This is a genomic window from Streptomyces endocoffeicus (assembly GCF_016741935.1).
GTDB classification, from domain to species: Bacteria; Actinomycetota; Actinomycetes; order Streptomycetales; family Streptomycetaceae; genus Streptomyces; species Streptomyces endocoffeicus.
In genome coordinates, this window is sequence record NZ_JAERRG010000001.1 from 1,596,448 (window position 1) to 1,608,654 (window position 12,207).

Annotated in this window: 9 protein-coding genes; 5 read left to right on the forward strand and 4 right to left on the reverse strand. The window is 70.1% G+C overall.

What is annotated here, in order from left to right; genetic code table 11:
- Positions 1 to 12 precede the first annotated feature (12 nt).
- Positions 13 to 1,848 (reverse strand): discoidin domain-containing protein, encoded by a 1,836-nt coding sequence (locus JK364_RS05940; RefSeq protein ID WP_201848130.1) that lies wholly within the window; start codon positions 1,846 to 1,848, stop codon positions 13 to 15.
- Between the two features lie 314 nt (positions 1,849 to 2,162).
- On the opposite strand from JK364_RS05940, the gene JK364_RS05945 reads away from it, so the two are divergent.
- The 3 genes from JK364_RS05945 (at position 2,163) to JK364_RS05955 (ending at position 5,365) form a co-directional block, all read left to right on the forward strand.
- Positions 2,163 to 3,392 (forward strand): glycoside hydrolase family 27 protein, encoded by a 1,230-nt coding sequence (locus tag JK364_RS05945; RefSeq protein ID WP_201848132.1) that lies wholly within the window; start codon positions 2,163 to 2,165, stop codon positions 3,390 to 3,392.
- 72 nt (positions 3,393 to 3,464) lie between these two features.
- Positions 3,465 to 4,271, forward strand: a complete 807-nt coding sequence (locus JK364_RS05950; RefSeq protein WP_201848134.1) for a hypothetical protein — start codon at positions 3,465 to 3,467, stop codon at positions 4,269 to 4,271.
- A gap of 11 nt (positions 4,272 to 4,282) precedes the next feature.
- A complete protein-coding gene (locus tag JK364_RS05955) occupies positions 4,283 to 5,365 on the forward strand; it encodes a PQQ-dependent sugar dehydrogenase (protein ID WP_201848135.1) in 1,083 nt (360 codons plus the stop codon).
- 56 nt (positions 5,366 to 5,421) lie between these two features.
- Here JK364_RS05955 and JK364_RS05960 read toward each other — a convergent pair whose 3' ends face one another.
- Genes JK364_RS05960 through JK364_RS05970 form a run of 3 tightly spaced genes read right to left on the reverse strand, consistent with a single transcriptional unit; the run spans position 5,422 to position 9,264 of the window.
- Positions 5,422 to 6,567, reverse strand: a complete 1,146-nt coding sequence (locus tag JK364_RS05960) for a glycoside hydrolase family 88/105 protein (protein ID WP_201848137.1) — start codon at positions 6,565 to 6,567, stop codon at positions 5,422 to 5,424.
- On the reverse strand, positions 6,539 to 7,870 hold the full coding sequence (locus JK364_RS05965; protein WP_201848139.1) for an NAD(P)/FAD-dependent oxidoreductase: 1,332 nt from the start codon (positions 7,868 to 7,870) through the stop codon (positions 6,539 to 6,541). The genes JK364_RS05960 and JK364_RS05965 overlap by 29 nt, the downstream gene beginning before the upstream one ends.
- A complete protein-coding gene (locus tag JK364_RS05970) occupies positions 7,867 to 9,264 on the reverse strand; it encodes an MFS transporter (RefSeq protein ID WP_201848141.1) in 1,398 nt (465 codons plus the stop codon). The genes JK364_RS05965 and JK364_RS05970 overlap by 4 nt, the downstream gene beginning before the upstream one ends.
- A 167-nt stretch (positions 9,265 to 9,431) precedes the next feature.
- Here JK364_RS05970 and JK364_RS05975 point away from each other — a divergent pair, with 167 nt between their 5' ends.
- Both JK364_RS05975 and JK364_RS05980 read left to right on the forward strand, forming a co-directional pair.
- A complete protein-coding gene (locus tag JK364_RS05975; RefSeq protein WP_201848143.1) occupies positions 9,432 to 10,646 on the forward strand; it encodes a CdaR family transcriptional regulator in 1,215 nt (404 codons plus the stop codon).
- A gap of 199 nt (positions 10,647 to 10,845) precedes the next feature.
- Complete coding sequence (locus JK364_RS05980; protein ID WP_201848145.1) at positions 10,846 to 12,204, forward strand: type I glutamate--ammonia ligase; 1,359 nt, start codon at positions 10,846 to 10,848, stop codon at positions 12,202 to 12,204.
- Positions 12,205 to 12,207 lie beyond the last annotated feature (3 nt).

The window sequence follows — 12,207 nt, forward strand, 5'->3', positions numbered from 1 at the left end:
GCGGACGGGCCGTCAGCGGGCGGTCCGGATCCGCGGTGCCCCGCCGTCGGTGGTGGTGCGGCCGCTCCCTGGGTAGGCGGATCCGATGCGCACCTCGTCCAGCAGCAGCTTGCGGTAGTGCTTGGTGTCGGTGGCCGCGGCCCAGGTGCTGTTCACCGTGAGCCGGACATAGCGCTTGGTGGTGGCGGGGATGTCGATGAACCGCACACCGCGGGCGCTGGGCAGCGTTCCGGAGGCCACCGGGCTGCCCCAGTCGCGTCCGTTGTCGGAGACATGCACCTGGTAGTCGCGAATGCGGGCGGACTGCTCGGTGTCGGAGCGGGCGTAGGAGACCGACCACTCCCGCTGGTTGACGGCCAGATAGCGGATGCTCTTGGCGGACCGCAGATCGAGGGTGACCGAGGCGGGCAGGGTGGTGGTGTTGTCCCAGTACGTCTGCGGATCGCCGTCGAGCACGGCGGAGGCGGGGTGGCCACTCGCGGAGACGCTGGCGCTCGCGGTGATGGAACCGGGCGGGACGATGCCCTGGCGGCCGTCGGTGCGGACGGCGAGGACGGTGTCGTACGGATCCCAGTCGGTGATGCCGGAGATGGTGATCCGGCCGTCGCTCTGGCGGAAGTCGAGCTTCTTCCCGGTGCGGTAGTCGGTGACGCCGGTCGCCTGGTAGCCGTTGTCCCGCAACGTCAGCGTGGAGCCCGAGGGCCGGGTGAGGACGTGGACGAAGTGGCGGTCGGGGTCGGCCGTGCTCACCGTGGTCACCCCGTGGGCGCCGTCGTTCCAGGCGCCGGGCTGGAGCCCGCCGTAGGAGTAGCCACCGCCCTCGGTGCCGCCCAGCGATCCCCAGATTTTGTCGAGATAGGTCTTGGCGTAGTTGTTGAACGCCTCCTGTTTGCCGGGGAACCGCCCGTTCACCTGGGCGGTCTCGGCCATGAGGGATTTGACGGAGGATCCGGAGTCGCTGATCAGCCGGCCGAGGGTGAGTCCCTGGTCCACCGCCGAGTCGGTGCCGCTGTACCACCAGGCCCCGCTGCTGGGCAGCTTGAAGCAGGCCTCGGTGAGCCGGGGCTGCGGGGTCCAGATGGCCTGGGGGTAGTCATAGGCCGGGGTCATCCCGGTCTTCTGCTCATTGCTGACCGTGTCCATGATCGGCGTGTCTTCGTTGTTGTTGCTCAGCAGCCAGCCGGGGCGGTCGGCGCGGATCTTCTCGTAGAGCCCGTGGTCGATCCAGTAGTCGTTGTCGTTGTCGATCCAGAACCCGGACAGCTTCGGGTACTTCCGCATCACTTCCACGAAGTTGTCGTAGGAGTACTCGCCGAAGCCGTCGCGTGTGGTCAGGTCGACGTCATGACCCTTGTACGCCGAGTAGGCCGCCGAGTCGAGCCATTCGTGGCCGCCCTCGGCATGCCACTGCGGATCGTCGGTCATGTAGAGCATGACCTTCAGCCCCTGGGCGCTCGCCGCGTCGATCAGCTCGCCGAGGAAGTCCCGCTTGGTGGAGCAGCTTCCGGGGACGGCGGACGGCCAGGCCCGCGCATAGCCCAGACGGCTGTGGAACGAGGCGAGCACCAGATAGGAGGCGTGCAGTTTCTTGGCCTCGGCCACCCAGTAGTCGGCGTCCCAGCCACCGTCGGTGACCGCCTTCTCCCAGGCGGAGCAGCTGGTGTAGCCGGGCGAGGTGCGCATGCCCCAGTGCAGGAAGAGTCCCGCCTGGGACTGGCGCAGCCACTGCTGCCGGGGGTTGGTGACCTCGGCCCGAGCCGGGGTGGGACCGGTGAGGGCGAGGGTGACGACGGCTGACAGCACGGCGGCCAGCCAGGCGCCGAGGCGGTGGCGCGATCTGCGGCCCATGGGGGGCTCCTTCTCCGAGCCGTGAATGCCGATGGAGGGATGGAGCGTGGTGATGTTCCGTTCTGTTGCAGGGTTACCAGCGGTCGGGGTGCGGTCAAGAAGCGTGCAGCAAAAAAGTCCTCCGATCTCTTTCGATGGCCACGCCACGCATAATCGAACCAGGTGGAGCCAACCAAGCGGAATGCACAGGCAGTTGGCGCATTCTCATCGCTGAACCCCCATCAGATCTCGCTCTTGGTCCACACCAATCCTTGACTCATCACGCCATACCTCCTACCTTCCGCGATGCATTGTCACGCCCAAAGGAGATGATCATGCAGAGATCGGCACGATCGCGCAGACTCCGCTCCTGTCTCGCAACCGCCATCGCGGTCACCACGGTCGCCGCCGGAGCCCTCACCGTCGGCCTCACCACGGCCGCGCCACGGGCCGCGGCGCTCGACAACGGCGTGGCCCGTACGCCCCCGATGGGCTTCAACAACTGGAACGCCACGCACTGCGACGCCTCCTTCAACGAGTCCATGGTCAAGGGCGTCGCCGACGCGTTCATCAGGCTCGGTTTCAAGGACGCGGGCTACACGTACGTCAACATCGACGACTGCTGGGCCGAGCCCAGCCGGGACTCGGACGGCAATCTGGTGCCCAACCGCACCCGCTTCCCGAACGGCATCAAGGCCGTGGCGGACTATGTGCACGCCAAGGGGCTGAAGTTCGGGATCTACACCAGCGCCGGCACCAAGACCTGCAACGCGGGGGGCGGCTTCCCGGGCGGACTGAACCACGAGAAGCAGGACGCCAAGCTGTTCGCCTCCTGGGGTGTGGACTACCTCAAGTACGACAACTGCAACAACCAGGGCGTCGACGCCCAGCAGCGCTACAAGGCCATGCGCGACGCGCTCGCGGCCACCGGCCGGCCGATCGTCTACTCGCTGTGCGAATGGGGTCAGACCAACCCCAAGGTGTGGACCTGGGGCGAGCCGGTCGGCAACTCCTGGCGGACCACCGGCGACATCAGCGACAAGTGGTCCAGCATGATCGACAAGCTGCACATCAACGACGACCTGGCGCAGTACGCGGGCCCCGGCCACTGGAACGACCCGGACATGCTGGAGGTCGGCAACGGCGGGATGACCACTACCGAGTACCGCACCCACTTCAGCCTGTGGGCGATGATGGCGGCGCCGCTGCTGATCGGCAGCGACATCCGCGACGCCTCCGCCACCACCCAGTCGATCCTGAAGAACACCGACATCATCGCGCTCGACCAGGACACCCTGGGCAAGCAGGCCACCATCGTCTCCTCCAGCGGCGGAACGACCGTGTACGCCAAGCAGCTGGCGAACGGCGACCGCGCCGTGGCGCTGCTCAACGAGAACTCGTCCAGCAAGACGATCTCGACGACGGCGAGCGCGATCGGCCTCGGCGGCTCCTCCTCGTACCGCCTGAAGGACCTGTGGTCGAAGGCCACCTCCACCACGAGCGGCTCGATCAGCGCCTCGGTGCCCGCGCACGGCACGGTCGTCTTCCGGGTGACGCGCGGCTGAACCTGTTGACGCATTAGGAAGCTTTCCTTACTGTCCCTCGATGTGAACAAGGATCAGACAGGAGAATCCTTGATGGAGCGCCCACCGCTCTTACCGCGCACCGCCCTGACCCTCGCGGCCACGGCCGCGCTGATCGCCCCGGCCGCGGTCGCCTACGGCGCCGAGCGGTCCCCGCAGGCGCCGGCCGCGTCCTGGAGCCTCAAGTGGAACCCCGCGTCGGGGGCGAGCGTCGCCTCCGCGTTCGAGGGCGCCGAGGACGACCGCGCCGACTCCCATCCCGGCGTCACCCACATCTACCCGTACCAGGACGGTTTCCGCACCGACATCCACTACCCCAAGGACGTCGACACCAGCACCGACCGCCAGCGCCAAGAGGTCAGGGGCATGAAGCAGGACGGATCCGCCGTCAAGATCCTCAAGAACGAGACCTGGCGGATCCAGTACCAGATGTATGTGCCGGACACCCTCGACGCGACCACCGGCTTCACCCACATCATGCAGATCAAGGTGGGGGACGTGGCCGCCCCGCTGTTCACCATGTCGCTGCACCAGCACGGCGACGGCCCGAAGGTCGAGATACGGACGTCGGACGACGACGACAACCTCACCGAGGCCGGCGCCGCGAACATGGCGCCGATCCAGGGCAAGTGGAGCGATGTGTCGGTCGAGGTCAAGGCGGCCGACTCGGGTGCGTACGCCGACTGGTCGGTGACCACCGACGGCAGAGAAGTCGCCTCGTACAAGCGCACCGGCCTGGACCTGTGGCGCGGCAAGAACTACCTGCGGCCCAAGTGGGGCATCTACCGGAGCCTGAACAGCAGCGGCCTCCAGACCACGTATCTGCTCACCCGAAACTTCAAGGCCTACAAGCTCCAGTAGGAGGGCGCGCGATGAAGAGTCACCGGAACACCCTCGTGGCCGCGGCCGCGACCACCGCACTCGCGGCCGGGCTGCTGCTCACCCAGACCGGCGCGGGCAACGCGGCACCGGCGCGGGTCGATTCGGCTCCCTCGGACATCAAGACCGTCTCGTCCGGCTGGTCGATCCCCTGGGGGCTCAGCTGGCTGCCCGACGGCTCGGCGCTGATCACCGAGCGCGACTCGTTCAAGGTCTACAAGCTCACCCAGTCGGGCACCAGGACGCAGGTCGGCTCGGTGCCCAATGTGGTGACCACGGACGGTGAGGGCGGGCTGATGGGCATCGCGGTCTCCCCGAACTGGAACACCGACCACGCCGTCTACCTGATGCACACCGCGTCCGACGGCAACCGCATCGCCCGGATGACCTACGACGGCTCCTCGCTCGGCGGCTACAAGGCGATCGTCACCGGCATCAAGAAGAACAAGTACCACAATGGCGGACGCCTCAAGTTCGGCCCGGACGGCTATCTCTACGCCACCACCGGCGAGGCGCAGACCCCCGATCTCGCCCAGGACAAGAACTCCCTCAACGGGAAGATCCTGCGGATGACCACGGACGGCAAGCCCGCCCCGGGCAATCCGTTCGGCACCCTCGTCTACTCCTACGGCCACCGCAATCCGCAGGGCATCACCTGGGACCCGCAGGGCCGGCTGTGGGAGGCCGAGCTCGGCAACAGCAAGTACGACGAGCTCAACCTCATCGAAGCGGGCAAGAACTACGGCTGGCCGGTCTGCGAGGGCGAGTGCTCCACCTCGGGGATGACCGGCCCCAAGCGCCAGTGGCCGACCGGTGACGCCTCGCCCAGCGGGGTCACCTACGCCGACGGCGCGATGTACATGGCGGCGCTGCGCGGTGAGCGGCTGTGGCGGATCCCGGTGGACGGGACGAGCGCGGGCACCCCGAAGGCGTACTACACCAGCTCCTACGGGCGGCTGCGCACCGTGGAGACCGTGCCGGGCAAGAACACGCTGTGGCTGTCCACGACGAACGCGGACAACAACGGCGGGGAGCCGGACGGCGCGGACAAGGTCTTCGAGGTGGGACTGAAGTAGCGGCCGCCGTGCGTACGGTCGCGCTCCCACCGGGGGCGCGACCGTACGCGCGTGTGTCAGTGCGCGAGCCGCTCGTTCATCAGCAGGAAGGCGCCCAGACCGTGGAGGTCGTTCGTATTGCGCTTGCGGCCGAGGTAGTAGGCCAGGTCCCCGACGTTGGTGCCCTCGCTGATGTCGGTGATGTTCGTCAGCCCGTCGGAACCGACCGACACCTTCTTCAGCACGCCCTGATACCCCCGGCGCACCGCCGAGGCGTAGCCGCCACCGGCGATCCAGCCGTGCTGCAGCGCCGCGTGCAGCATCAGGGTGTACATGCTGGAGGCGGAGGTCTCGGTCCAGTTGCCGGGGTCGCTCGCCTTGTCGACGACCTGGAACCAGCGGCCGGTGGCCGGGTCCTGGTAGCGCGCGAAGCCCTTCGCCAAGTGCCTTACGTTGTCCAGCAGTTCGGCGCGGCGCGGATGTTTCGCGGGCAGCAGCTCCAGCACCTCGACATGGGTCATCGCGGTCCACCCGATGGCCCGTGCCCAGAAGTGGGCGGAGGTGCCGGTGGTGGGGTCGGGCTTCCAGGGGGCGTCGCCGTCGGCGTCATAGGCGTGGTAGATCAGCCCGTTGGACGCCTTGAGGTGGCGGAAGTACGTCGAGAGGTTTCTGGTGACCTCCTCGTACGCGAATGTCTCGTCGCCGTAGGCGATGCCGTAGCGCAGCAGGAACGGCTGGGCCATGAAGACGCCGTCGCCCCACAGCTCGTTGGTCTTGCCGGTGGCGTGCCACATCCCGCCGTCCGTGGTGCGCGGATAGGTGGTGATGCGGGCCCGGATCTGGTCGGCGGCGGTCCGGTAGCGCGGATCGCCGGTCTCCTGGTGGAGGATCAGCAGCAGATTGCCGGACTGCATCGCGTCCAGGTTGTCGAAGCTCCGGCTCATATGGCCGTCGGCGTCGACGAAGTTGTCCACCCACCCCTTGATGTAGGCCAGGTACGAGGGCTCCTTGATCCGCTGGTAGACGCGGTAGGCGCCCAGCAGGAAGAGCCCTTGGGTGTAGCCCCAGCCGCCGAGGGTCGTGGGGTCCGGTTTGCGGGCGATGGTGGAGTCCACCACCGCCCGCGACCAGTCGGCGGGCGCCGCGTCGGCGCCCGTCGCCGGCAGGAGAAGGCCGCCGCCGATGCCTAACGCGCTAGCCAGTACGGTCCTGCGTCCGATCACTGGAACTCCTTCTTCCCGATGAAGCGCCATGTACACGCCAAGGATAGCGCCGAACGTTCCGTACCGGGTCGAATGCGGAGGAAAGAGCAGGATCCGCCGCACCGGTGAGCATCCCCGCCACCATGCGGCCGGTGGCGGGGGCGAGCATCAGCCCCAGCATGTTGTGGCCCGTCGCCAGCAGCACCCGGGGATGGCCCGGCACCGGTCCGATCAGCGGCAGCCCATCGGGGGTCATGGGCCGCGGCCCCACCCACTCCTCCTGGCGGTCGTCCCAGTCGGCATGGCGCAGATACGGGCGCGCGGCGGCGACGATGGCCTCGATACGGCGCCCCCGGAACCGGTCGGCGTCACGCTCGAACTCCATCGTCCCGGCGACCCGGACCCGTTTGCCCATCGGAGTGAGCACCACCTTGGCCGCGCCGAGGTGGACCAGCCGGGACGGCGGCGGTTCGGCCGCCACCGAGAAGCTGTACCCCTTGCCCGCCACCAGGTCGATGTCCAGGCCGAGTCCGCGGACCAGTTCGCGCGACCAGACGCCCGCCGCGATGACCACCGCGTCACCGGTGTACGTCCCCGCCGAGGTGCGCACCTCGGTACGGCCACCGCGGTCCGTGACGGCCGACACCCGGGCGCCCTCGACCAGTTCGACGCCCTGCCGCCGCAGCCGCTCGGCGAGCCGGTCCACGAAGAGCGAGGGGTCCAGGGACCACTGACGCTCCACCACGAACCCCGCCCGCGCGCCCTCGGTGAGCGAGGGCTCCGCCGCCGCGAGACGGGCCCCCTCCAGCACACCGCCGGGCGCGATGGGCGCGTCCAGCCGGCGGAAGGCGGCGAGCGCCTCGGCGGCGTACTCGCGGGAGGGGAAGGCGAACAGGAAGCCGTCCTTGTGCGCCTCCCCGTCCACCCCGGCCGCCTCCAGCTCCTCGAAAAGCCCGAAGGTGCCGCTCGCGAGAGCACCGAGGGCGGCGGCCCCCCGCGCGTGGTGGCGCGAGGTGGCCCGCAGCCCGAACCGGACCAGGAAGCGCAGCAGTTCGGCACCGCCCGGGGGGTGGATCGCCAGCGCGCTGTCCTGGCGGTGCAGCCCGCGCAGCGCCGTACCGATGACACCGGGCGCGGCCAGCGGTTCGACCAGGTCGGGGCAGACCTCCCCGGCGTTGCCGCGGGACGCGCCACTGCCCAGCCGGTCGCGTTCGAGGACGGTGACCCGCAGCCCGGCGCCACTGAGGTAGTGGGCACAGGCCAGGCCGACGACTCCGCCACCGACGATCGTGACCGTGGAAGGCGGGGTGTCCGGAAAGGTCATGAGGGCTCCTTCACCGCGGGGGACGGTGTGGTCGAAGAGGTCTCACGGCGGGCACGCGACCGCCCGCGGCGGCTGTGGTCCGTATCCGCCGCACTGGCGTCGGCGAGGGTGAGCCCGCTGGTCTCCGGGGCGAGGATGTACGACGTTCCCCAGCCGATGGCGCAGATCACCGCGCCGAGGAACATGGCCAGCCGGGTGCTGTGGTCGAGGACGACGGGCGCTCCCCAGGTGCCGATGGCGGCGCCGACGCGGCTGATGCCGGTGGCGAAGCCGTTGGCGGTGGCCCGGACCCCGGTCGGGAACAGCTCGGAGGGGTAGATGGCCTGGAGGCACTGACTGGAGAAGCACGCCACGCCGAAGGCCGCGAAGAGGACGATCACGACGGCCGGTGAGGGGTGGGCGAGGGCGGCGAGGCCGAGCAGGGGGATCGCGGAGAGGCCGAAGCTCCACAGGAGCAGGGTGCGCCGCCCCCTGTTGATGACCAGGATCCCCGAGAGCGAGCCGAGCACGAAGAAGATCTGCACCACGACCGAGCCGAGGTAGGAGTCGTTGCCGTCGGCCAGTCCGAAGGAGGACAGGATGGTGGGTTCGTAGGTGGTGATGGCGTAGATCGGCAGCAGCTGACACGCCCAGAAGACGCTGACGAAGACGGTCCGCCGCAGATAGGCGCCGCGGAAGATATCGCCGTAGCGGGTGCGCGAGGCGGTGTCGGCCTCCAGGTCGTCCAGGCTCGCGTCCGGGCCGAGCATCTGCTTCAGCACGGCCTCCGCCTCCTGGCCGCGGCCCTTGCTGAGCAGCCAGCGCGGGGACTCGGGGGTGCCGAAGCGCAGCAGGAGGATGAGGACGGCGGGTATCGCGCTGCTCGCGAGCATCCAGCGCCAGTCGTCATGGCCGGAGGACAGCATCGCCCAGCCGACGACGTACGCGACGGCGGCGCCGACCGACCACATGGTGACCATGATGACCAGCAGCGGTCCCCGGGAGTTCCGCGGCGCGAACTCGGAGGCGATGGTGCCCGCGATCGCGAAGTCGGCACCGATGGCGATGCCCATGAGGAAGCGCAGCACGGTGAGCTGCCAGGGATCGGCGACGAAGAACTGGGCCGCGGAGAGCAGGATGAAGGCGGCGATGTCGAAGAGATAGACCTTCTGCCGCCCGACCCGGTCGGTGACATAGCCGAAGACCAGGCCACCGGCGAACATGCCGACCAGGGAGGCCGAGCCGACCACTCCGGCGTCGAAGGAGTTGAGGTGGTAGTCGGCGGTGAGGAGCGGAAGCGCGACGCCGATGATGCTGAGGATGTAGCCGTCGCAGAACTCACCGCCGCCGGCGTACAGCGTGATGAGCCAGTGAGTGCGGGTGGGACGGGACTTCTCCAGGGATGCTGTGCTCATGGCCGTCTCCTGAGGAGGGCTCCTGGGGAGGAGGGGACGGATGGCCGGGCGGTGCGGGGCGCCCGGTGGTGTTGACGGAAGACGGTAGGCAGCGATGGGCCCCTGGTCATCGTTCGAAGTGTACGAAGACATCGACCTGAGAACGGGTACGTCTGTACGATCCGCCCATGGACCACCTTGGCGGCCCGCTCGGCGGCCCCCCCGTACTGACGCCGGAGCTGGCACAGGAGATCGCCCGCGACATCGGGCGGATCACCGGTTTCAATGTGCTGATCACCGATCCCGGGGCCGTCGTCATCGGCTGTGGCGACCTCGCGCGCGTCGGCACCGTCCACGAGGCGTCCCTGGAGGTGGTGCGCACCGGGCGCCCCGCCACCCACAGCGCCGAGCAGGCGGGCCGGATGCGGGGCGTACGGCCCGGGATGAGCCTGCCGATCACCGTCGGGGAGGAGGTGATCGGCACCGTCTGTCTGACCGGGGTGCCCGAGGAGGTGCACCGCTTCGGCCTGGTGGTGCGGCGGCAGACCGAGATCCTGCTGGAGGAGGCGGCGCTGCTGCGCTCGCGGATGCTCCATGAGCGGGCGGTCGACGACTTCGTCCGGGACATCGCGCTCTACGACCCCGAGGTGGTCGGCCCGGAGGCGGTGGCCGCCCGCGCGGTCGAGCTGGGGCTCTCGCCCGGGGTGGCCCGGAGCGCGGTGCTGCTGGAGGTGCGCTCGGCGGGCACCCCCGACCGGGCGGACGAGGGCCCCGCGGCGGTGTCCCGGCTGACGGTGCTGCGGACGGTGCGGGAGGTGTTCCGCGACCGCCAGGACGTGGCGGGCGAGCAGACCGCGGGCCGGTACGCGGTGCTGGCCGCCGCGCACGAGGGGCGCGCGGCCCCGGAGCGGCTGCCCGAACGGTGCGAGCACCTGCTGGCGCTGCTCGCGGAGCGCCATGGCCTGGACGGCCGGATGGCCGTCGGCGAGCCGGCGGCCGGGGCGGCCGGGATGCACGACTCCTACCGCGACGCTGCGACGGCGCTGCGCACCGGACCGGCGGTCTTCCCCGGCGAGCGGGTCTTCATCGCCTCGGAGCTGCGGGTGCCGCATCTGCTGGGCTCGATACCGCCCCACGACCGGGCCCGGTTCACCGAGGCGGTGCTGGGGCGGCTGCGCGAGCAGCCGGACTGGCCGACGCTGCGGGAGACGCTGATCGGCTGGGCGGAAGGGGGCCTGTCGCTGGTCCGGGTCGCCGAGCGGCTGCACATCCACCGGAACACCCTGCTGTACCGGCTGGAGAAGATCGGGAAGTTGTCGGGCCGCCGGGTGCGCGAGCCCGGCCAGGCCATCGAGATGTATCTCGCCTCCCTCGCCGACATCCTCCGGGAGGGGGCCGGGTGACGTAGGCGGTCTCCGCTACATGGCCGAAACCGGACGCCTCGGCGGGCGGGCCGATCCCCTCGACGCCCCGGCCGGTCGTGTCAACCTCCGACCGGCATAAGCCACCGTCACACCCCGTATGCGAGCGGGACAATGCGTCACCACAAGACCGTCCGCAGGCAATAGTCTCGGCGTACAGGACGTGGCTGAGGAGGCGCCCATGGGGACCGTGGATCGCGAGCAGGCATACGCACGGGCTCGGCAGGAGGCCGAGCGGCTCACCGCGAACGGCATCCAGGCCATCGCGCTGACCTGGGTGGACAACGCGGGTCTGACCCGGGTGAAGTCCGTGCCCACCGCGCGGCTGCCCCAGGCCGCGCGACGCGGGGTCGGGATGTCCCCCGTCTTCGACGTCTATCTCGTGGACGACTCCATGACCACCAGCCGCCATGTCGGCGGCCCGGACGGGGATCTGCGGCTCCTCCCCGACCTGGACCGGCTCACCCCGCTGGCCGCGCAGCCCGGCTGGGCCTGGGCCCCGGTCGACCGGTACGACCAGCGGGGCCGGGCGCACCCCGTCTGCCAGCGGCTGTTCGCCCGGCGGATGACCGAGCGGGCGCGGGAGCGGGGGCTGACCGTGCGCATGGGGTTCGAGACCGAGTGGGTCGTCACCACGGGCGACCCGGACCAGGACCCGCCGCGGTACCCCACCGCGGGCCCCGCCTACGGCATGGCGCGGGTGGTCGACCTCGCCGACTACCTCGCCGATCTGCTGGGCGCGCTGGACGCGCAACAGGCCGAGGTGCACCAGCTCCACCCCGAGTACTCCCCCGGGCAGTTCGAGGTGTCCCTGGCGCCCGCCGATCCGGTCGGCGCCGCCGATCTCGCCGTACTGGTGCGGGAGACGATCCGGGCGTGCTCCGGGCGCGCCGGGTTCAACCCGATGTTCGGCCCGGTGGTGGACCCGGGCGGGGTCGGCAACGGCGCCCATCTCCATCTGAGCCTGTGGCAGGGGGACCGCAATCTGTGCCGGGACGGCGACGGGCCCGACGGCATGACCGCGACGGCCGAGGCGTTCCTCGCCGGGGTGCTGCGCGAGCTGCCCGCCCTGCTCGCCATCGGCGCCCCCACCCCCGCGAGCTACCTCCGGCTCGAACCCTCCCGCTGGGCCGGGGCGTACCAGTGCTGGGGCCTGGAGAACCGGGAGGCCGCGGTGCGCTTCATCACCGGCGCACCGGACGACCCGGGCGCCTCCAACGCCGAGATCAAGTCCTTCGACCCGGCGGCCAACCCCTACTTGGTGGCGGGCGCGGTCATCGCCGCGGGCCTCGGCGGGCTGGACGCCGGGCTCTCCCTGCCCCCACCCGTCTCCGGGGACCCGGCCGTCGAGGGACGCGAGCGGCGGCTGCCCACCTCGCTGCTGACGGCGCTGGAGCACTTCGAGGACTCGACCGTGCTGCGCGAGGCGCTGGGCGATCCGCTCTTCGAGTCCATCGCCGCGGTGCGCCGGGCGGAGTCCGCCCTGTTCGAGAAGTCGTCCCCGCGCGAGATCGCCATCGCGACCCGGAGGCGGTACTGACCG

Coding starts and splice junctions, on each gene's coding strand:
- JK364_RS05940 (WP_201848130.1), bottom strand. CDS start 1,848: ATGGGCCGCAGATCGCGCCACCGCCTCGGCGCCTGGCTGGCCGCCGTG.
- JK364_RS05945 (WP_201848132.1), top strand. CDS start 2,163: ATGCAGAGATCGGCACGATCGCGCAGACTCCGCTCCTGTCTCGCAACC.
- JK364_RS05950 (WP_201848134.1), top strand. CDS start 3,465: ATGGAGCGCCCACCGCTCTTACCGCGCACCGCCCTGACCCTCGCGGCC.
- JK364_RS05955 (WP_201848135.1), top strand. CDS start 4,283: ATGAAGAGTCACCGGAACACCCTCGTGGCCGCGGCCGCGACCACCGCA.
- JK364_RS05965 (WP_201848139.1), bottom strand. CDS start 7,870: ATGACCTTTCCGGACACCCCGCCTTCCACGGTCACGATCGTCGGTGGC.
- JK364_RS05970 (WP_201848141.1), bottom strand. CDS start 9,264: ATGAGCACAGCATCCCTGGAGAAGTCCCGTCCCACCCGCACTCACTGG.
- JK364_RS05975 (WP_201848143.1), top strand. CDS start 9,432: ATGGACCACCTTGGCGGCCCGCTCGGCGGCCCCCCCGTACTGACGCCG.
- JK364_RS05980 (WP_201848145.1), top strand. CDS start 10,846: ATGGGGACCGTGGATCGCGAGCAGGCATACGCACGGGCTCGGCAGGAG.